The sequence below is a fragment of the Streptomyces sp. CB01249 genome (assembly GCF_001905735.1).
In the GTDB taxonomy this organism is placed as follows: domain Bacteria; phylum Actinomycetota; class Actinomycetes; order Streptomycetales; family Streptomycetaceae; genus Streptomyces.
On sequence record NZ_LISW01000001.1, the window covers coordinates 1,114,895 to 1,134,815 of the forward strand.

The window sequence follows — 19,921 nt, forward strand, 5'->3', positions numbered from 1 at the left end:
ACCGTAGGCGCCACCACATGAACGCAGATGCCTGGGGCCCCACGTACCGAGGACGCTGATGTCTCAACTTCGCGCACCCGACGCGCGACCGGACCGACGAGAGGGCGGGCGGCACGGCCGACCGGGCGCCCGTTCCCACTCGGCCGCGGCCAGACCACGTGCCGCCCGCCCGACCCCCGAGGCGCGCATACGCCCTCAACTCCTGCGCACCGCCGTGCTGCCGGCCCTCGCCGTCGCCCTCGCGGGCGCCGCGGCCGTCATCTTCACCGCCCGCGCGGGCCACGCACGGCCGTCCGCGGAGCTCTGGATCGCCCTCGGCTCGGCGGCCGCCCTCGCGCTCGCCGCGATCCTCGCCGCCTTCCTGGCCGCCAACCGGGCCGCCACCACGGTCTTCGGCCGCTGCCTCGCGCTGCGCCGGACCAGCGCCCAGAGCCAGGCCGACCTGCAACGCGTCGTGGAACAGCTGCGCAACGGCGAACCCGTGAACGCCCGCCGCGCCCCGCAGAACCAGCCGCCCGGCGGCGACCCCTTCGAGCTGCTGGCCCAGGAGCTGGGCCGCCAGCAGGAGGCCGCCGTGGCCGCCGTCGTCGAGGCCTCCCGCCTCTCCGAGCCCAGCGGCGAGGACCAGAAGGTCGAGGTCTTCGTCAACCTCGCCCGCCGCCTCCAGTCGCTCGTGCACCGCGAGATCCAGCTGCTGGACGAGCTGGAGCACGAGGTCGAGGACCCGGACCTGCTCAAGGGCCTCTTCCACGTCGACCACCTCGCCACCCGCATCCGCCGCCACGCCGAGAACCTCGCCGTGCTCGGCGGCGCCGTCTCCCGCCGCCAGTGGAGCAACCCGGTCACCATGACCGAGGTGCTGCGCTCGGCGATCGCCGAGGTCGAGCAGTACCCCCGGGTCAAGCTCGTCCCCCCGATCGACGGCACCCTGCGCGGACACGCCGTGGCCGACGTCATCCACCTGCTCGCCGAACTCGTGGAGAACGCCACGGTGTTCTCCGCCCCGCACACCCAGGTCCTGCTGCGCGCCCAGCGCGTCACCGCCGGGCTCGCCCTGGAGGTCGAGGACCGCGGGCTCGGCATGCCGGGCGACGAGCAGAAGCGGATGAACGCCCTGCTCACCGACCCCGACCAGGTCAACGTCGCCCGCCTGCTCCAGGACGGCCGCATCGGCCTCTTCGTGGTCGCCTCGCTGGCCCGGCGGCACGGCATCGCCGTACGGCTCCAGAGCAACATCTACGGAGGCACCCAGGCCGTCCTGGTCCTCCCGCAGACCCTGCTCGGCGCCGACGAGGACGCCCCCGCCGCGGCCGGAGAAGCGCCCGTCCCGCCCACCGGGCCCGTGCACCGCCCGCCGCCCCTGGAGGAGCGCCCGGCACCGCGCGAGCCGGCGCCCGCCCCCGAGCCGGAACGCCGGCCCTACGTCCCCAGCCAGCAGCCCGGCCCGCACCGGACCCCGGCCCAGCCGGGCCCTGCCCGCCAGGACGGGGCCCCGCCCCTGCCGCTGCGCGCCGAGCGCGTGGACCGGCCCGCGGACGACGCCCCGCCCGCGGCCCCGTCCGGCGACGGGACCGCGCCGACGAGCACGGCCGACCGGCCCCTGCTGCCCAAGCGGGCCAACCAGGAGCACCTGGTCCCGCAGCTCAGGGAGGCGCCCGCGCCCCGGTCCGGGGACGAACCCGTCCTGCACGACCCCGGGCTGGTCGCCGCCTTCCGGCGCGGCATCGACCTCGCCGAGGCCCGGGCCGAGGCCGAGGAGGAGCCCGCGCCCGAGGCCCCGGCCGGTACCACGCACATGACGACGGCCGCCCAGCTGGGCGCACCGGCCCGGCCGCTCCCCGTCCGGGGCGCCGCCCGGCCCGCGCAACTGCACGGCGCCGGCGCCCACCCCGGCGACCACGACCCACTCGCAGCGAACCCCATCAAGGAGTAGATGCCCCATGGCGACCGATATGCCGTCCGGTCAGGTCTCGGACCTCGACTGGCTGCTGAGCGGCCTCGTCCAGCGCGTGCCGTACACCCGCAGCGCGGTCCTGCTCTCCGCCGACGGGCTGGTGAAGTCCCTCCACGGCATGGACGCCGACAGCGCCGACCACATGGCGGCGCTGGCGGCCGGCCTCTACTCCCTCGGCCGCAGCGCCGGGGCGAGGTTCGGGGACAACGGCGAGGTCCGGCAGGTGGTCGTGGAGCTCGACTCGACGCTCCTCTTCGTCGCCACCGCCGGCTCCGGCACTTGTCTGGCCGTCCTCGCGGGCCGCAACGCCGACGCCGCCGTGCTCGGCTACGAGATGACCATGCTGGTGAAGAGCGTGCGGCCCTATCTGATGACCCCGGTGAGACAGACGGCCGGGGCACCGGGCACCGCGGGGCTGTGACCATGGCGGTCACCCAGGACGGGCCGCTGCTCGACGACGCGGCGGGCCGCCTCATCCGCCCCTACACGGTGAGCAACGGCCGTACCCGTCCCACGGCCGTGCTCGACCTGCTGTCCCTGGTGATGGCCACCGGAAGCGTCCCGCAGACCCACCTCGGCCCCGAGCACTCGGTGGCCCTGGGACTCTGCGAGGGCCCCACCTCGGTGGCCGAGATCGCCGCCCATCTGCGGCTGCCCGCGGTCGTCACCAAGGTCCTCCTCTCGGACCTGGTCGACTGCGGCGCCGTCACCGCCCACGCGCCCGCCTTCCAAGACATGCCCACCGACCGACATCTGCTGGAGGCAGTGCTCGATGGCTTACGACGACAGCTCTGACGGCTACGGCCACCCGGACGGCACCGGCTATGGCTACGGCTACGCGGACGACGGCTCCGGTGGCGGATACGGGCAGGACACCGCCACTGCCGAGTACGCCGCCCCGCAGGCCGCGCCCGAGGGCTTCCCCGTCGCGTTGAAGGTGCTGGTCGCCGGTGGATTCGGCGTCGGCAAGACCACGTTCGTCGGCGCCGTCAGCGAGATCGCGCCGCTCAGCACGGAGGAGCTGCTGACCCAGGCGAGCGCCGCGACCGACAGCCTGGAGGGCGTCGAGTCGAAGACCTCCACCACCGTGGCGATGGACTTCGGCCGCATCACGCTGGACGACCAGCACGTGCTGTACCTGTTCGGCACACCGGGCCAGGAACGCTTCTGGTTCATGTGGGACGAGCTCTCGCAGGGCGCTCTGGGAGCGGTCGTGATCGCGGACACCCGCAGGCTGGAGGAGTGCTTCGCGGCCGTCGACTTCTTCGAGCGGCGCGGCATCGGGTTCGTCGTCGCCGTCAACGAGTTCGACGGCGCCTACCGCTACGGCCCCGAGGAGGTCCGCGCCGCGCTCGACCTGTCGCCGGAGGTGCCGGTCGTACTGTGCGACGCCCGCATGGCCAGCTCCGGCACCGGCACGCTGGTGACGCTGGTCCAGCACCTCATCAACGCCACCGACGACGCCGTGCCGCTCCCCGGGCACGCCGGATTCGGGGCCCGGCCGTGATCCCGCGCGCCGCCGGGCGGCTGCTGCTCACCCCCGTCGACGGTGAGGCACCCGCCCGTACGCGGCGGCTGCGGAGCCTGGGACTCGGGGAGCGGGACGACGCCTCGTTCGACAACTTCGACGCCTTCGCCGACAGGGTGGCCGAAGTGACGGACGTGCCGTTCTCGATGGTCAACTTCATCGACGGGAACCGCCAGTTCTACGCCGGACTGCACACCCCCGCCGGGACCCGCAGGGGCTCGGACCTGGGGGCCACCGCGGCGGGCAGTGGCCGCAACGGCCGGTACGTGGCCCTCGACCACGGCTACTGCCCGCACGTGGTCGTCCGGCGCAAGGCGCTCGTCCTGGAGGACGTCTGCGACTACCCCCGCTTCGCGGGCAACCCGGTCGTGGACGACATAGGCATCCGCTCCTACCTGGGGGCACCGCTCATCGACCGCACCGGGATCGCCCTGGGCGCCGTCTGCGCCGTGGACACCGTGCCCCGCCCCTGGGGAAGGGCGGGGCTCGACACCATCAAGTCCCTGGCGCGGGAACTCGTAGGACATCTCGACCGCAGGGAGGACCACAGCCCCCGCTTCTGATCAGACCTCGACCGTGCGGCCGTCCAGGAAGCCCAGCGTCACCGCGTCCCCGGCCACCCGCACCCGTACGGCCGAGCGCAGCGCCTCCGGGTGCACGCTGTCCCGGGACAGCACCACGAGCGTGACATGGACGCTCTGCCCGCCCGGGTGGGGAGCGCTGCGCAGATACGGGACCGCCGAGTGCGGTCCGTACGCGTTGGACTCCACGTCCCGCGCCACCTCGGCGTCCTCGGGCCCGCCGTCCCAGCCGTACAGCCCGACCACCGCGCTGGACAGGCCGTCGGCGGTCCGGGCGAGCGCCCAGCCGGGACCCGAGGTGGCGAACGGGCTCGACCGGTGCGCGACGGCGTGGCCGCCCTCCCGGACCACGGCGCCCTCCGGCGCCTCGACCCGGTGCACCCGGATCTCCCACGGCCCGTGCAGCACGCTCGTCGTCCCGATCCGATACGCGTGCTCGTCGCCCGGCAGCCGGGCCGCCGACCAGGACCCGGCGACGCGGTCCTCGCAGCGCACCGGGTGGATGCGGCGGCGCCGGGACGGGGTGCCGTCCGGGGCGAGCAGCGCCAGGTGGTTGTCGATGTTCCGGGCGAAGGCGTGCGGCGCGGACTCCGGGGCGGTCGCCGTCGAGTACGCCAGCTTCGCGTAGTGCGGATCGTCCTCGCCCGCCCCCGCGTCCGGGTCGGTGTCGCCCGCTTCCGGGAGCGGGTTGTGGTCGCTGCCGTGGTTGACCAGCCGGACGATCCCGTCGTGCCGGGTGCCGTGCAGCAGCCAGCCGGGCGCCGGGAGCGCCGTGCAGGTGTCGGACTCCTCGACGGGCAGCGGCAGTTCGCGCGCCGTCCACACCTCGTGGTCGGCCGGGAGCAGCAGCCCGAGGAAGCCCTTGCTCGCCCAGTACGGGGACGCCGGACCGGAGTACGGCTGGGTGGTGGGCAGGAACGTGTCGTACCAGCCGAGCGTCAGCAGCCCCCGCTCGTCGGGCACCCCGCGCTCCGCGAAGTGGCGCAGCGCCCCGGAGGCGAGGCGGCGGGTGAGCCCGGGCGCCAGCGGGGTGCAGTCCGCGACGGCGCCCATCCAGACCGGGGCCAGCGAAGCGAAGCGGTAGCAGAGCGACCGGCCCTGGTGGACCGGGGCGCCGTCGGCGCCGAAGAAGTGGGGGTACTCCTCCAGGAAGCGGCTCAGGCGCTCCCGGTAGACGGCGGCCCGGCCGCCGTCGCCGTCCGGGCCCGCGATCCGCGCCCAGAGCAGCGGGTACAGGTGCATGGCCCAGCCGATGTAGTAGTCGAAGTTGCGCCCGCTGCCGTCGGTGTACCAGCCGTCACCGACGTACCAGTCCTCGATACGGTCGAGCCCGCCCTCGATGTCGGCCTTGCTGTACGGGGCGCCGACCGATGCCAGGAACTGCTCCGAAACCACCTGGAACAGGCGCCAGTTGTTGTCCCAGGTGCGTCCGCCGACGAAGCCGGAGAACCAGTCGGCGACCCGCTCCTGCACCCGGGCGTCGAGCCGGTCCCAGATCCACGGCCGGGTCTCGTGCAGCGCGATGGCGACGGACGCCGCCTCCACCAGTTGCTGCGAGCAGTCCGTCAGACGCGGCCACGCCTCACCGCTCGCCGGGTCGGTCCCGGCCGCCACCCCCGCCGCGTACCGCTCGATCAGCGCGGGGTCGACCGCGCCGCCCGCGCCCGCGATCCGGAACGCGGCCAGCAGGAACGACCGGGCGAAGCCCTCGAGGCCGTCCGACACGACACCGGACCAGCTGTTCCGGCCGGGCAGCCGGTACTGGGCGAAGCCCGGTGTCGCGTACGGCGTCAGCGCGTCCAGCATCCGGTCGGCCGTCGCCTCCCAGTGGGCCCGGGTCCAGCCCGTGCGGGAGGACAGGATCCGGTCGGTGGGCGGCAGGTGCAGATGCGGGGCGACGGACATGGCGGTGGTGCTCCTGGTGTGTGCGGTGGTTACTGGATGAGTTCGGCGCGGTGGCTGTGGCCCCGGGAGCCGCCGACGGCGACGGTGAGCAACGGCCTGCGGCCCGGGGTGAGTTCGACGGTGTCGTCGGTCTCGGTCGCCTTGCGGACGGCGAACGGCAGGCCGACCGTGACGGAGGTCCCCATCCGGCCCGGGTCGGCGACCGCCACGGAGACCCGGCCGCCGCGCCGCCGCACCAGGACCGTCGCGGGACCGGACGCGGTGATGCCCGCGACCGTACCGGCGGCCCAGAAGTGCACAGCGGTCAGACCGGTCCTGCGGTCCTCCACCGCCTGCGCGGTGGCGTCGTTGGCGAGGACGCGCACCGGCCGGGACGCCGACCAGATGGCGGTGGCCGCCGCCGAGGCACCGGGCAGCAGCACATAGGCGTACCCGGCGTCGGTGGGGGAGGGGCCGTGGTCGAGCCAGAGGGTGAGGTAGCGGCGGGTGACGGGGTCGGTGCTGCCGCCGGTGTCCGCGCCCGTGTCGATGGCCCGCCAGGTGCCGGTGCGCTCCTCGCGCAGGGTGCGCAGGGCGGCCCCGCCGGGCAGCACATAGCCGCCGACCCCCTCGATGTGCGCCCAACGGGCCCGGCCGGAGGCGCTGTTGTGCCCCGGCTCCGCCGCGTGCGGGATGCCGTCCACGAGCAGCCGGTTGCGGCCGTCCGCGCCCAGGTTGCGGTTCTCGATCACCGTCTCGACCGGGTGGCCGTCGCCCGAGGTGATCCCCGCGCCGAGCGCCACGACCGTGTTGTCGAGCAGGAACCACGCCTTCCGGGCCCGCAGGCTGCTGCCCGGGGCGCCGGTCAGGTCCATCGCCGCTGCGCTGTACCGGCCGTCCAGCACGGCGCCGCCCGCCACCGCGTTCGGCGGCCGGTAGGTGGAGGTGCCCGCGCCGGTGCCGAGGTCGTCGCGCGGGCGGGTGTCCACCGTGGTGCCCGGCAGGCGGTACGGATCGACGGTCGGCCAGAACCCGTCGTTGTACTGCCCGAGGTCGTCGCCGTCGTACAGGTACGTCATGCCGTCGCCGGTGTACCAGCCGTGCAGGTTCTCGCCGTTGCCCGCCTCGTACGCGGAGATGCGCTTCGAGGACAGCGACAGGGTGCAGGCCCAGCCGGGGCGGCGGTGGACGACGCGGTCCATGTCCGCGAAGACGAAACTGCCCGTGGTGCGGGCTGCGGGCCGGATCTCGCGGTCGGCCAGCACCGCCTTGGCCAGGGCGAGTTGGGGCAGGGTGGCCAGAGCGGTGAACGGGGTGGTGCGATTGCGGCCGAGCCAGCCCTTGACCAGTGAGCGCCAGCGGTCCGCCAGGTCGTCCGGGGCGCCCGTCGCCAGGAGCAGGATCGCGGCGACGGCCGCCGCCCCGTCCCGGTGGTCGCCCGCCCGCTCCCGGGAGATGGCGCGGCCGCGCACCGCGTCCATCATCAGCCCGTCGAAGATCACCGGGACGAAGCTGCGCTCCACGGCCTCGTACATCACCGACACCTTCGGGTCGGCCACCGCCCAGGCGGAGCCCGCCAGAAGCGAAAGCAGCCAGGCCGCGCCGCCGAGCAGCACGGTGCCGTAGGAGCCGGTGTACGCCACCTCCGAGTGCTGGACGAACGAGCCGTCCTCGTAGAAGCCGTCGCCCGAAGTCGTATAGCGGAAGAGGCTGTTGCGGCCGGAGTCGCGTACGTCGGAGAGCGCGTCGCGGGCCGACGCCACCTTGTCGGCGTCCTTGCCGAGCAGCCCGCGCAGCGCCACGATCACCGCCTTGTCGGTGCGGTTGGCACCGGTCTCGGGCAGCGTGGGGGAGTTGGTGCGGCGGTCCGCGTCCGGGCAGAACCGGTCCACGACGGCCAGATAGTCCGCGAGATCGGCGGCCGGCAGCCGCTCACGCAGCAGGACACAGCAGTCCATCAGGGCGCGCGGCGCCCCGATCTCCCAGAACCACCAGTTGCCGGCCTCGGGCGCCGAGGGGTGGTACGCCGTGTCGTACGCGAACCGCAGCGCCCCGAGCAGCGCGTCGGCCGTCTCCGCGCTTCCGGAGAGCGCGGTGCCGGGGGTGGACCACGCGACGGCGAGGGTGCGCAGCCGCGTGTAGCTCTGACCGAAGTTGCCCGGGTCGGTGAGCGGCGAGAGGTCGGACCACAGGGCGGTCCGCCCGGCGCTCCGGTCCAGGGTGTCCCAGAGACCGCCCGCCGTGGTGTCCAGGGCCGCGATACCGGCCGCGAAGTCGGGGTCCGAGGCGTCGAACGCGCCGCCGGTGAGCAGGGTCGCGGCCCGCTCCAGGAGAACGTCGAAGTCGTTGACCGGTTCCTCCTCGGTCGCTCCGGCCCCCGCCGCCCTGGCCGGACCCGTCGTCAGGACCACCGACGCCGCGGCACCGCTCGCGGCGAGAAGGGTCCTTCTGCTCAACTGCATGATGACTCCTTTCCTCGTGGTCGCGGGCTCAGTCGGAGAGCGTGCTCGGGTCGACGGGCGGCTTCGGGAGATTCAGCGCGGCGAGCTCGGCGCGGCCCGTGGCGTCGATGGGGAACGCCCAGGTGTTCACGAAGAAGTCGGTGAGGTCGTAGCCCGCGATCCGGCTGGAGTAGGTGGCCAGGGCCCGGTAGCGCTTGGCGTCCTCGGTGTAGTCGGACTGCGGGTTCTCCTCGCGCACCAGCTTGTGCAGGCGCGGCCAGAAGCCCTCCCCGAAGGCCAGTTCCAGCTGGCGCAGCGGCACCAGCTTCTCGTACGCCCCGAAGGACTTCTCGTACGTGAGACCGGGCGTCCCGAACTTGTCCCGCGAGCTCTGGAACACGGTCTGACCGGTCGCCGGGTCGACCGTGAGCAGGTTCGACGGCTGCTTCAGGGTGCGCTGCGCGGCCAGCGAGTAGATGTTCACCGTGACCTCGGTGAGGCCGCCCGGCTTGTACGCCATCTGCTGATGGAGGTGGCCCAGCTCGTGGTACAGCCCCCAGCCCCGGGTCCGCAGGCCCTCGACGGTGGTGGCCCGGTCCAGGTAGGCGCGCGGGAAGCCGTTGTAGCCGTGCGTGGCGTAGGCCCCGACGCCGGTCGGCACCTTGCTGACCTCGGTGAAGTGGTACGGCCCCGCCTTGCGCCGGTGCACCGGCTTCGAGCCGTCGAGGCCGCTGATCCGGGCGTGCGAGTCGACGATGGTCTCGACCAGGCGGAGCAGCGCCGCGTGGTCCTCGTCGCGGTACAGCAGGGCGCCCTCGCGGGTCAGCGTCATGATCGTGTGCGGGGCGTGCAGCTCCACCCAGGGCGAATCGGTCAGCGTGTCCAGCTGGCGCTGGTAGTCCGCCTCGCCGGTCCGGCCCAGCGTGAACACCGGCATCCGGACCGCCCCGGACCGGAAGAGCACGCCCGCCCGCTCGCCGTCGCCGGTGAGCGTCAGGTAGACCGGGCCGCCGTGCGGGTCGGTCACCGTGTTGGCGCCGGAGGTCAGCGGGTAGCTGCGGGGCTCGGTGATCTCGCCGTAGTAGTCCCAGGCGCCGATCCAGAGCGTGGGCACGAGGCCGTCGTGCGGCTGGACGGTCAGCGAGAGCGGGGTGCCGGCGGGCACGTACAGGCCGGTCGGCTGGAACTCCGAACCGCGCAACGCCTGGGCGAGCCGCAGCCGTTCAGCTTCGGCGGCGGGGCGTCCGGTGACGGTCACCGAGACGGGGCCACCGGCGGGGCGTCCGGTGGGCCGGCCGGTCGCGGGCCGGGCCTGGGCGGCGGTGGCGGTGAGGCCGAGGACCGCCGCGGCTCCCGCGCCCGCCGCCGCGCCGAGGACGGCGCGGCGGCCCACGGAGGAGGCCGAATCGTTGGCGGAGTCGGTGGCGGGGGAGGCGGCCGGGGCGGCGGACAGGGTGTGCTTACGCATGCGGAACTCTCCCTGCAGTCATGAACGAGGGGCGAAGGTGTCCGGAACGGTGGGGGGTGCTCCGTCAGCATGTAAGCGGTTGCTGTCGAGCCGCAAGGGGGGTCGGGAAGTTACTGTGATTTTCTATGGCCAACTGCGGACAGGCGGGAAGTAACCGGTCACTTGCGGAACGGTCTGCCGGTCCGGGGCGCCACGGAATCGCGTACCACGATGTGGGTGCCGAGCCGCAACGCCCCGGTGGTCGGCTCCCGCCAGTCGTCCTCGTCCCCGCCGGACACGGCGAGCCGCACCGCCTGACGGCCCATCTCCTCCAGCGGCACATGGACGGTGGTCAGCCGGGGCCGCAGCTCCTGGGCGACCGGGATGTCGTCGTACCCCACCAGCGAGACGTCCTTGGGCACCCGCAGGCCCGCCTCCTCCAGGGCCTGCGCGGCCCCGGCCGCCACCATGTCGTTGGCCGCGAACACGGCGGTGAACTCCGGCCCGTCCCGAAGGAGTTCCGCCATCCTCCGGTACCCGAAGCCACGGCTGAAGGCGCCCGGCTGGGCCAGCTCGGGATCGACCGGCACGCCCCGCAGCTCCAGGGCGCGGCGGTGCCCGGCGAGCCGGTCGCGGGTGGTGGAGAGCTTGGGCGGACCGCCCAGGTAGAGGATGCGCTCGTGACCCTGCATCAGCAGGTGGTCGGTGATCGCGAAGGCGCCGCCCTCGTTGTCGTACTCCACGGCGGCGGTCGGCGCGGACTCGCCGAGCGGGGGCCGGCCGCACAGGACCAGCTTCGAGCCGCCCGCGTCCAGCTCGCGCGCCCGGCGGGCCAGCTCCGAGGTGTAGCCCCGGTCCGCGATGGAACCGCCGACGACCACGACCGCGTCCGCCCGGCGCTCGTGCATCAGGTCGATGAAGGCCAGCTCGCGCTGCGGGTCGCCCTGGGTGCAGCAGACCAGGCAGAGCCGTCCGCCGAGCGCCGCCTCCCGTTCGACCCCGCGCGCGATGTACGCGTAGAAGGGGTCGATGACCTCGTTGACGATGATGCCGACGGTGCGGTTGGAGACGCCGGCCAGGGCGCGGGCGTGCGCGTTGACCACGTAGCCGAGCTCGCGCATGGCGGACTCGACGCGCTCCCGGGTCGCGTCGGCGACGGGGTAGTTGCGGTTCAGGACGCGTGAGACGGTGGCCGTCGAGACGCCCGCGCGCCGGGCGACATCGGTGACCGTCGCCCGCCGCTGTCCGTCCCCGGCCGTGCTCTGCCGGCGCATCCGGCTCACCCCCTGAAGGCTGTTGTGTGACGACGAGCCTAGTGCCGCGGCGGGCCCGGTCCGGCGCGGTCCCGGAGCCCGCGGCGGAAGGGCGGTCACGCGATCCTCCCCAGGTCGGCCCGGTGCACGGGGTGCCCGAACGGCTCGCCCCGCGCGTACCGTGCCAGCTCGTCCACGGCGAGCGCGCCCAGCCGCCCCACCTCGTTGCCCTGGGCGCCCGCCAGGTGCGGGGTCAGGAACACGTTGGGCAGGTCCCACAGGGGGTGGCCGGGCGGCAGCGGCTCGGGCGAGGTGACGTCGAGGACCGCGTCGAGCCGGCCGCTGACCAGGTGCGGGGTGAGCGCCTCGGTGTCCACGAGCGGGCCGCGCGCGGTGTTGACGAGCAGCGTCCCGGGGCGCATCAGGCCGATCCGCCGGGCGTCGATCATGTTCCGGGTCTCGGGCGTGTCCGGGGCGTGCAGGGTCACCACGTCGCTCGTCGCCACGAGGGTGTCCAGGTCGGTGGGGGTCACGCCGAGGAGGGCGGCCTCGGCCGCGCTCACGTACGGGTCGTGCAGCAGGATCTCCGCGTCCAGCGCCGTCCGCAGCAGCTCGATCACGCGGCGGCCGATGCGGGAGGCGCCGACCACCCCCACGGTCAGACCATGGGTGCCGAGCCAGTGGTGGCGGTCCAGGTCGGCGGCGGTGCGATGGGTGCGGCGGGCCCGGTAGAGGCCCGCGAACGGGAACACCCGCTTGGCGCCCATGATGATCGCCGCGAGGGTGTACTCGGCCACCGGCACGGCGTTGGCGGCGGCGGCCGACGAGACGACGATCCCGCGGTCGAAGGCGGCCGGTGACAGAAACGTCTTCACCGTGCCCGCCGCGTGGACGACGGCCCGCAGCGCGGGTGCCCGGTCCAGCAGCGCCGGGTCCACGGGCGGACAGCCCCATCCCGTCAGCAGCACCTCCGCGGCGGACAGGGCCCGGGCGGCGGCGGGGGAGTCGAACTCGCTGATCACCGCCGGGTCGAGCAGTTCGGCGGTCTCCTCGAGACGCGACCGGACGGCGGGCGGGAAGACGTCGTCCAGCAGCCCCGTGCTCATGACCAGAACCGTGCGCGGCCGCCTCCCGGGCGGGTCCGCTGCCTCGGCACCGGAACGGGCCGGCGCCTCTTCGGTGGTTCGCACCCTGCCTCCGGATAGTAATCGTGTTCTATCGAATGACCGGCACGCTAGGGACGTCCACGGTCGACCGTCAAGCGCGCGACCAGCCTGAATGGGCAGCTAGGGGCGCTTTGTTGAGATATGCCGCCCCGGAATTCGCCTCGAAGGGCGACGCCTGGTGAAGACGTTCGCCCAGATCCCTTGACGCTTGGGTTAACCGCTTACTAACTTGCCGCCGCAGAAGGCACACCACGCGCCACCCAGCCGAACAGGACCCACCATGGCTGACACAGCACCCCCGCTGCCGCGCGAAAAGCGGCGAACGCGGCGAAAGCAGGCCGATGAGCCTGCCCCGCCGCCCGGCCCGGCCCTCGCCGCCCCGCACCGGCTCACACTCGGACAGCGCCTCAAACGCGACCGGGTGATGCTGCTGCTCACCCTGCCCGGCCTGCTCTACTTCATCGTCTTCCACTACGTGCCGCTGCTCGGCTACGTGGTGGCGTTCCAGGACTACCAGCCGTACCTCGGCTACATGCACAGCGTCTGGGTGGGCTTCGCCAACTTCACCGCCGCGTTCAGCGAACAGGCCTTCTGGAGCGCGACCTTCAACACCCTGGAGATCGCCCTCGTCCAGCTGGTGTTCTTCTTCCCGGTGCCCATCGCCCTGGCCCTGCTGCTCAACAGCATCGCCAGCGACCGCATCCGGCGCTTCGTGCAGAGCGTGGTCTATCTGCCGCACTTCATCGGCTGGGTCATCATCGTCTCGATCTTCCAGCAGATCCTGGGCGGCGCGGGCGTCCTGCCCGACTTCCTCGGCAGCATGGGACTGCCCCGCTACGACATGATGAGCGACCCGGACGCCTTCCCCTGGCTGCTCACCCTCCAGGTCGCCTGGAAGGACGCCGGCTGGGGCACGATCATCATCCTCGCCGCCCTCCTCAACATCGACCGGCAGCAGTACGAGGCCGCCGCGATCGACGGAGCCGGACCCCGGCGCAGGCTGTGGCACGTGACGCTGCCGGGCATCGCGCCGGTGCTCATCCTGCTGCTCATCCTCAACCTCGGGCAGATCCTCTCCGTCGGCTTCGAGCAGATCCTGCTCCAGCGCGACGCGGTCGGACCGGATGCCGGCGAGGTGCTCGACACCTACGTCTACTACCACGGCATCAAGGACAACGACTGGGGCGTCGCCGCCGCCGTCGGACTCGTCAAGGCGGTCATCGGCACCGCACTCGTGCTGGGCGCCAACAAGTTCGCCCACCGACTCGGCCACGAAGGGGTGTACCGCGGTGCTGACCGCTGAGAAGACGCGCGCCACGGCCCGGACCGCCGCGCCCAAGTCCCCGCCCGCCCCCGTACGCAAGTCCGACGGCCGCCCGCCGTGGATGGAGCGCCCGACCCGCATCGGTCAGACCGCGAAGGCCGTCGCCGTCGTCGTGGTCGTCCTGGCCGTCGCGTATCCGCTCGTCGGCGTCATCGGGACGAGCTTCGCCTCGCAGACCGACATCATCAAGAGCTCCGGCCTCGTCCTGTGGCCGGACCACCCCACCCTCGACGCCTACCGCACGATCTTCACCGGCGGCGTCGTCAGCCGGGCCCTGATCGTCTCCGTGGGCATCACCGTCTTCGGCACCCTCGCCAGTCTGCTCGTCACCGTCGGCATGGCGTACGGGCTCTCCCGCCGCGAGGTCACCGGCTCCCGCTTCATCCTGATGACGGCCCTGTTCACCATGCTGTTCAACGCCGGCATCATCCCGAACTTCCTGCTGGTCAAGGGCCTCGGCCTGTACGACACCTACGCGGCGCTCGTCATGCCCACCCTGGTCAGCGCCTTCAACCTGGTCGTCCTGCGGTCCTTCTTCATGAACCTGCCGGAGGAGCTGTACGACGCGGCCAAGGTGGACGGCGCCGGGGACTTCCGCATCCTGGTCCGCGTCGTCCTCCCGCTGTCCAAGGCCGTCCTCGCCGTCATCAGCCTCTTCTACGCGGTGACGTACTGGAACGCCTTCTTCAACTCGCTCCTGTACCTCAACGACTCCGACAAGTGGCCGCTGCCCATGGTGCTGCGGACCTACGTCCTCCAGGGCCAGAGCCTCGACTCCGCCTCCGCGGGCGAAGTGCTCGCCCCGCAGCAGGCCGTGCAGATGGCGGTCCTGGTCATCGCCGTCGTCCCGATCCTCTGCGTCTACCCCTTCCTCCAGCGCTACTTCACCAAGGGCGTGCTCACCGGAGCCATCAAGGGCTGACCGCCGCCGTCCCGCACTCCTTCCCTTCCCTCTTCCAAGGAGATCCAGGTGTCGAGCTCCACCCCCATCAACCGCAGATCGCTCTTCCGCCTGGGCGCAGGCGTCGGTCTCGGACTGGCCGCGGCCCCGCTGCTCGCCGCCTGCGGCGACGGCGGCACGACCGCGAAGGCCGAGGCCAAGAGTGCGTCCCTGCTCCCGCGCAGCGCCGTCCGCAACATCGGGCTGAAGCCCGACCTGGAAGGCACCGCGGCCGGTGTTCCGCAGGGCTTCTTCAGCTACCCGGCCAAGCCGCTGCGGGCCACGAAGACCACCCCGCTCAAGGGGGCGAAGCCGATCAGCGCCGCCATGGAGACCTTCTCCCCGCCGCCGCCCTCGCGCGGCAAGAACGCGGCCTGGCAGGAGATCGAGAAGCTGCTCGGCGGCCAGGTGAACATCACGGCCGTCCCCGCCGACGACTACGGCACCAAGTTCTCCACGATGGTCGCCAGCGACAGCCTGCCCGACCTCTTCATGTACCCGGAGAGCGGCGGCGTCGACAACAAGGCCGCCTTCCTCCAGGCCAAGTGCGCCGACCTCACCCCGCACCTCGCCGGGGACGCGGTCAAGGACTACCCCAACCTCGCCGCCATCCCGAAGGGCGCCTGGCAGGGCGCGATCTTCGGCGGCAAGCTCTACGGCATCCCGATCGCCCGCACCGGCACCGCGGGCGCGGGCGTCTACCGTCACGACCTCTTCGAGGAGGTCGGCGTCACCAGCCTGGACCAGATCACCGACCTGGACCGGTTCGTCGAGGTCTGCAAGGAGCTGACCCGCCCCAAGGAGGACCGGTACGCCATCATCGCGGGCGTCACCACCATGCTCGCCATGTCCGCCGGAGCGCCCAACTTCTGGCGGCTGGACGAGAAGACGGGCAAGTTCACCCTCGACCTGGAGACCCCGGAGTACCGCAGGGCGGTCGAGACGGCCCGCACGCTGTACAAGGCCGGCTGCTACTACCCGGGCACCCTCCAGATGTCCGGGGCGCAGAAGGCCCAGTACACGGACATGTTCAAGAACGGCAAGGGCGCGTACGTCTACGACGGCATGCCCACCTACCTCGCGCCGGGCGTCGGCTACATCGCCGCGATGAAGGCGATCAACAAGAAGTTCGACCCGCGCCCCTTCGTGCCGGTCGGCAAGGACGCCGTCGCCTGGATGGACAACGTCGCGCTGCAGAACACCCACATCAGCAAGGCGTCCGGGGACCGCGTCAAGGAGATCCTGCGGTTCGCCGACTTCGCGGCCTCGCCGTTCGGCAGCCTCGAATACACCCTCATCAACTACGGCGTCGAGGGCAAGGACTTCACCCGCGACGACAAGGGCAACCCGGCCCTCACCAAGCAGGGCACCCAGGACGTCACCGTGCCCTGGAAGTTCGCCGCGTCCGCGGTCCCGGCGATCTTCAGCGCCGACTCCGAGCAGGGCGTGCGCCACGTCCACGACACCTTCACCAAGATGATCCCGATGATGGTGCCGGACCCGACGCTCCAGTACTCCTCGCCCACCTGGGACTCCAAGAGCGCTGGCAGCCTCGGCACCCTGAAGGGCGACGTGCTCAAGGACATCATCTCCGGCCGCAAGCCCATGTCCGCCTACGACCAGCTGGTCAAGGACTACCTGGCCAAGGGCGGCGAGCAGGCCCGCGGCGAGTTCGAGGAAGCCTTCCAGAAGGGGAAGAAGTGACCACTCGACGCTCGGTCCTCGCACTCGGCGGCGCGGCGGTGGCGGCAGCCGTCACCGTCCCCGCCCTCTCCGCACCCGCCGCCGCCGACCCGCACGGCTTCCACCCCGAGCCCGGCTCCGACGGCGTCGGCGACCCCCTCTTCCCGACCCTCGGCAACGGCGGCTACCAGGTCACCCACTACGACCTGACCTTCGACTTCACCCCGGTGACGTACGACTTCACCGCCACGGTGAGGATCAGCGCCAGGGCCACCCAGGACCTGTCCGCGTTCAACCTGGACACCGACGGCCACACCATCGACGCCGTCACCGTCGCCGGACGTCCCGCCACCTGGCAGCTCACCCCCGGCCAGAGCGGCCAGGAGCTGACCGTCACCCCGGCCCGCCCGCTCCGCGACCATCAGGCGTTCACCGTCGAGATCCGCTACCGGGGCAACGGCAAGGCACCCCGGCTCGGCCTCACCGGCTGGCGGTTCGGCAGCGACGGCGGCTTCGCCTCGGCCGCCCAGTCCTCCCGCGCCGACACCTTCCTGCCCTGCAACGACACCCCCTCCGACAAGGCGACGTGGACCTTCCACATCAGCGCACCCGAGGGCTACGTCGCCACCGCGAACGGCGAGCTGACGCACCGTACACCGCGCGCCGACGGCTCCACCGTCTGGCACTTCGCCCTCCGCGAGCGCATGGCCACCGAGCTCATCGGCATCGCCGTGGTCAAGGGCACCTACCTGTACGGCAGCAGCCACCGCGGCCTGCCCCTGCGCCACATCGTGCCCCGGGGCCAGGAGGACACGTACGCCCCGGTCGTCGCCCGCACCGCCGACCATCTGGCCTGGCTGGAGGCGAAGTTCGGCCGCTACCCGTTCTCCGTCTACGGGGTGCACATCTACGACGGGTACACCGACGCGCTGGAGAACCAGACGCTCTCCCTCTTCGGCACCAACTGGTTCAAGCTCAACGCCGAGGGGCAGCCCGGCTACGAGACCACCATGGTCCACGAGCTCGTCCACCAGTGGTTCGGCGACTCCGTCACCCCCGACAACTGGCAGCAGGCCTGGCTCAACGAGGGCCCCGCCGTCTACTACGCCGGTCTGTACGGCGAGGAGCGCGGCTGGTCCGTCCTCGAGGACAAGATGAAGGCCACGTACGAGAAGCTCGACGCCGTCCGCGCCGCCGACGGCCCGCCCGGACTGCCCAAAGCGCTCGGCGGCACCAACATCTACGACGGCGGCGCCCTCGTCCTCTACGCCCTGAACCAGCGCATCGGCCGGCGCTCCTTCGACACCGTGATGCGCGAGTGGGTGAGGCGCTTCAAGGACTCCACGTACACCTCCGAGCAGTTCATCCGGCACACCGTCGACACCACCCGCGACCGCTCCCTCGACCCGTTCCTGCGCGACTGGCTCTTCGGGGCCGTCAACCCGCCCATGCCCGGCCACCCCGACTGGAAGGCCACCGCGTGAACCGCCCCCTGAACGTCGTACGAGCCACCGCCGCATCCGCCACCGCCGCCCTCCTGACCGCCCTGCTCGCCGCCCCGGCGGTCGCGGCGCCCGGCACCCGCACCCTGTACGCCGCCCCGGACGGCCGCGGCTCGGCGTGCACCAGCGCCCGGCCCTGCACCCTGGAGGGCGCCCGTGACCTGGCCCGCACCGAGCACCGCCGCGCCGTCCGCGTACTCCTGAAGGACGGTACGTACCGGCTCGACGCGCCCCTGAAGCTCGGCGCCGCCGACTCCGGCACGACCTGGGCCGCCGCCCCCGGCGCCCACCCGGTCCTCTCCGGCGGCCGGGACCTCACCGGCTGGCGCGAGAACGCCGACGGCACCTGGACCACCTCCGTCCCCGCCGGGGTCACCCCGCGCCAGCTCTTCGTGGACGGCCACCGCGCCACCCGCGCCCGGGGCGAGGCGTGCGCCGCGAGCACCTGCGACGCCACCGCCACCGGCATGACCGGCGCCACCGCGACCGGCATCGACCACTGGGCGCGCCCCACGGACGCCGAGGCCGTCATCCGCATCCGCTGGCGCAACTACCACTGCCGGATCGCGGGCGTCAGCGGGGACACCCTCACCTTCGCCCAGCCCTGCTGGACCAACTCCGCGAGCGGCACCGACCGCACCGGCCCCGCCTGGGACACCACCGCCGTCGACTCCACCCGCTACAGCGGTGTCGCGTTCTTCGAGAACGCCGCCGAACTCCTCGACGAACCGGGCGAGTTCGTGTGGAACTCCGCCGACCGCACCGTCACCTACCTCCCGCGCGAGGGCGAGAACATGCGCCGCGCGCGGGCCGTCACCCCGCACACCGAACAACTGCTCACCGTGGACGGCGCCCACGACCTCACGGTCAGCGGCATCGGCTTCGCGTACGCGGCCTACCGGCAGCCCGACACCGACGAGGGCTACGCGGGGATGCAGGCCGGTCTCACCCTGACCGGAGCCACCGGCCCCGTCGACCACGCGGGCCGCTACTACACCAAACCGGCCGCCGCCCTCACCGTGCGCGGCGGCCGGGGGGTCACCGTCGACTCCGCGCGCTTCACCCACCTCGGCGGCGCCGGAGCGGTCCTGGAGGCCGGCACCAAGGACAGCGCCCTCACCCGCTCCACCTTCACCGACCTCTCCTCGGGCGCGGTGTACGTCGGTGACACCGAGCCCCTGCCGGAGGCCGCGCTCACCGGGGAACGCAACACCGTCGCGTACAACACGATCAGCCGCACCGGCGTCGAGTACACCGACGCGGTCGGCATCTGGGCCGGTTACGAGGCGGAGCTCACCGTCGACCACAACAGCCTGGACCACCTCCCGTACTCGGCGATCTCCGTCGGCTGGGGCTGGAACCAGCCCGAGGCGCAGAAGTCCGTCCTGCGCGACAACAAGGTGACGAACAACCGCATCACCGACGTCATGGAGGTCGCCCGGCAGCAGCACGACGGCGGCGCCATCTACACCCAGGGCGCCCAGCCCGGCACGGTCGTCGGCGGCAACTACATCAACCGCTCCGCGTACGGCAACACCGAGCGCGACGGCAACGGCATCTACCTGGACGAGCAGTCCTCGTACATCACCGTGGAGAACAACGTCATCACCCGCATCGGCTACAAGTGGGTCTCCAACTGGGCGGACTACGGCATCCGGAACACCGCGCGCGGCAACTGGACCGACACCGCCGCCCCCGCCCTCGGCGGCACCGGCTCCGTCATGACCGGCAACCACACCGGCCTCGACCGCCTCCCGGCCGCCGCCCTGGCCGTCGCCGCCCGCGCCGGAGCCCATGGCGGCCCGGTCGAGCAGCTGCGCACCGACCTGGCCCGCACCGGCACGGCCACCCAGTCCTCGACGGACGGCACCGCCACCGCCGCGCTCGCCCTGGACGCCGACACCAACACCGACACCCGCACCCTCGCCGAGGACGGCGCCTGGTGGCAGGTGGACCTCGGAGCCACCCGGCACATCCGCCAGGTCGAGGTCTGGAACGACGCCGCCACGACGACGGCCGACTTCGACATCGTCACCGACGACGGCACCGTCCACGTCAGCGGCAAGGCGCTGCGCCCCACCGTCGTGGACCTGGACAGCCGTACCCGTACGCTTCGGATCGTGAAGACCGGCACGGGCCGGATCGCCCTCTCCCAGGTCCTGATCCACTGAGGGTGCCCGCCCGGACACGGAGCGCGTCGCGCGGGAAAGCGGTTCGT

15 protein-coding genes are annotated in these 19,921 nt (G+C 72.6%); 10 read left to right on the forward strand and 5 right to left on the reverse strand.

What is annotated here, in order from left to right:
- Positions 1 to 58: 58 nt before the first annotated feature.
- Genes AMK18_RS04710 through AMK18_RS04730 form a run of 5 tightly spaced genes read left to right on the forward strand, consistent with a single transcriptional unit; the run spans position 59 to position 4,045 of the window.
- Positions 59 to 1,933: a sensor histidine kinase gene (locus tag AMK18_RS04710; protein ID WP_241836446.1), complete on the forward strand. Its 1,875-nt coding sequence runs from the start codon at positions 59 to 61 to the stop codon at positions 1,931 to 1,933.
- Positions 1,934 to 1,940: 7 nt separating this feature from the next.
- Positions 1,941 to 2,375, forward strand: a complete 435-nt coding sequence (locus AMK18_RS04715) for a roadblock/LC7 domain-containing protein (RefSeq protein WP_073861742.1) — start codon at positions 1,941 to 1,943, stop codon at positions 2,373 to 2,375.
- A gap of 2 nt (positions 2,376 to 2,377) precedes the next feature.
- On the forward strand, positions 2,378 to 2,749 hold the full coding sequence (locus AMK18_RS04720; protein ID WP_026171133.1) for a DUF742 domain-containing protein: 372 nt from the start codon (positions 2,378 to 2,380) through the stop codon (positions 2,747 to 2,749).
- Positions 2,727 to 3,461, forward strand: a complete 735-nt coding sequence (locus AMK18_RS04725; protein ID WP_073861743.1) for a GTP-binding protein — start codon at positions 2,727 to 2,729, stop codon at positions 3,459 to 3,461. Before AMK18_RS04720 ends, AMK18_RS04725 begins: the two co-directional genes overlap by 23 nt.
- Positions 3,458 to 4,045 carry a GAF domain-containing protein gene (locus AMK18_RS04730; RefSeq protein ID WP_018100114.1) on the forward strand — a complete coding sequence of 196 codons (588 nt, stop codon included), beginning with the start codon at positions 3,458 to 3,460 and terminating at the stop codon, positions 4,043 to 4,045. Before AMK18_RS04725 ends, AMK18_RS04730 begins: the two co-directional genes overlap by 4 nt.
- On the opposite strand, the gene AMK18_RS04735 is transcribed toward AMK18_RS04730, so the two are convergent.
- From AMK18_RS04735 to AMK18_RS04755, 5 genes are all read right to left on the reverse strand, one after another.
- Positions 4,046 to 5,968 carry a DUF2264 domain-containing protein gene (locus tag AMK18_RS04735; RefSeq protein ID WP_073861744.1) on the reverse strand — a complete coding sequence of 641 codons (1,923 nt, stop codon included), beginning with the start codon at positions 5,966 to 5,968 and terminating at the stop codon, positions 4,046 to 4,048.
- 29 nt (positions 5,969 to 5,997) lie between these two features.
- Positions 5,998 to 8,409 carry a polysaccharide lyase 8 family protein gene (locus tag AMK18_RS04740; RefSeq protein ID WP_073861745.1) on the reverse strand — a complete coding sequence of 804 codons (2,412 nt, stop codon included), beginning with the start codon at positions 8,407 to 8,409 and terminating at the stop codon, positions 5,998 to 6,000.
- A gap of 28 nt (positions 8,410 to 8,437) precedes the next feature.
- On the reverse strand, positions 8,438 to 9,856 hold the full coding sequence (locus tag AMK18_RS04745; protein ID WP_073861746.1) for a M60 family metallopeptidase: 1,419 nt from the start codon (positions 9,854 to 9,856) through the stop codon (positions 8,438 to 8,440).
- Between the two features lie 158 nt (positions 9,857 to 10,014).
- Positions 10,015 to 11,109 carry a LacI family DNA-binding transcriptional regulator gene (locus AMK18_RS04750; protein WP_018100110.1) on the reverse strand — a complete coding sequence of 365 codons (1,095 nt, stop codon included), beginning with the start codon at positions 11,107 to 11,109 and terminating at the stop codon, positions 10,015 to 10,017.
- A 95-nt stretch (positions 11,110 to 11,204) separates the two neighbouring features.
- Positions 11,205 to 12,194: a hydroxyacid dehydrogenase gene (locus tag AMK18_RS04755; protein ID WP_073861747.1), complete on the reverse strand. Its 990-nt coding sequence runs from the start codon at positions 12,192 to 12,194 to the stop codon at positions 11,205 to 11,207.
- Between the two features lie 340 nt (positions 12,195 to 12,534).
- Here AMK18_RS04755 and AMK18_RS04760 point away from each other — a divergent pair, with 340 nt between their 5' ends.
- From AMK18_RS04760 to AMK18_RS04780, 5 genes are all read left to right on the forward strand, one after another.
- Entirely contained in the window at positions 12,535 to 13,557 is a 1,023-nt protein-coding gene (locus AMK18_RS04760) for an ABC transporter permease (protein ID WP_073861748.1), read from the forward strand.
- Positions 13,558 to 13,639: 82 nt separating this feature from the next.
- On the forward strand, positions 13,640 to 14,500 hold the full coding sequence (locus AMK18_RS04765) for a carbohydrate ABC transporter permease (RefSeq protein WP_073861749.1): 861 nt from the start codon (positions 13,640 to 13,642) through the stop codon (positions 14,498 to 14,500).
- A 48-nt stretch (positions 14,501 to 14,548) separates the two neighbouring features.
- Positions 14,549 to 16,222, forward strand: a complete 1,674-nt coding sequence (locus tag AMK18_RS04770) for an extracellular solute-binding protein (protein WP_073861750.1) — start codon at positions 14,549 to 14,551, stop codon at positions 16,220 to 16,222.
- Positions 16,219 to 17,685, forward strand: coding sequence for a M1 family metallopeptidase (locus tag AMK18_RS04775; RefSeq protein WP_073861751.1), 1,467 nt, complete (start codon positions 16,219 to 16,221; stop codon positions 17,683 to 17,685). Before AMK18_RS04770 ends, AMK18_RS04775 begins: the two co-directional genes overlap by 4 nt.
- The gene (locus AMK18_RS04780; RefSeq protein ID WP_073861752.1) at positions 17,682 to 19,874 is read left to right on the forward strand and encodes a right-handed parallel beta-helix repeat-containing protein; all 2,193 of its coding nucleotides are present in this window, start codon (positions 17,682 to 17,684) and stop codon (positions 19,872 to 19,874) included. The genes AMK18_RS04775 and AMK18_RS04780 overlap by 4 nt, the downstream gene beginning before the upstream one ends.
- Positions 19,875 to 19,921: the final 47 nt, after the last annotated feature.

Coding starts and splice junctions, on each gene's coding strand:
- AMK18_RS04720 (WP_026171133.1), top strand. CDS start 2,378: ATGGCGGTCACCCAGGACGGGCCGCTGCTCGACGACGCGGCGGGCCGC.
- AMK18_RS04735 (WP_073861744.1), bottom strand. CDS start 5,968: ATGTCCGTCGCCCCGCATCTGCACCTGCCGCCCACCGACCGGATCCTG.
- AMK18_RS04765 (WP_073861749.1), top strand. CDS start 13,640: ATGGAGCGCCCGACCCGCATCGGTCAGACCGCGAAGGCCGTCGCCGTC.
- AMK18_RS04715 (WP_073861742.1), top strand. CDS start 1,941: ATGGCGACCGATATGCCGTCCGGTCAGGTCTCGGACCTCGACTGGCTG.
- AMK18_RS04740 (WP_073861745.1), bottom strand. CDS start 8,409: ATGCAGTTGAGCAGAAGGACCCTTCTCGCCGCGAGCGGTGCCGCGGCG.
- AMK18_RS04760 (WP_073861748.1), top strand. CDS start 12,535: ATGGCTGACACAGCACCCCCGCTGCCGCGCGAAAAGCGGCGAACGCGG.
- AMK18_RS04745 (WP_073861746.1), bottom strand. CDS start 9,856: ATGCGTAAGCACACCCTGTCCGCCGCCCCGGCCGCCTCCCCCGCCACC.
- AMK18_RS04755 (WP_073861747.1), bottom strand. CDS start 12,194: ATGAGCACGGGGCTGCTGGACGACGTCTTCCCGCCCGCCGTCCGGTCG.
- AMK18_RS04725 (WP_073861743.1), top strand. CDS start 2,727: ATGGCTTACGACGACAGCTCTGACGGCTACGGCCACCCGGACGGCACC.
- AMK18_RS04750 (WP_018100110.1), bottom strand. CDS start 11,109: ATGCGCCGGCAGAGCACGGCCGGGGACGGACAGCGGCGGGCGACGGTC.
- AMK18_RS04710 (WP_241836446.1), top strand. CDS start 59: ATGTCTCAACTTCGCGCACCCGACGCGCGACCGGACCGACGAGAGGGC.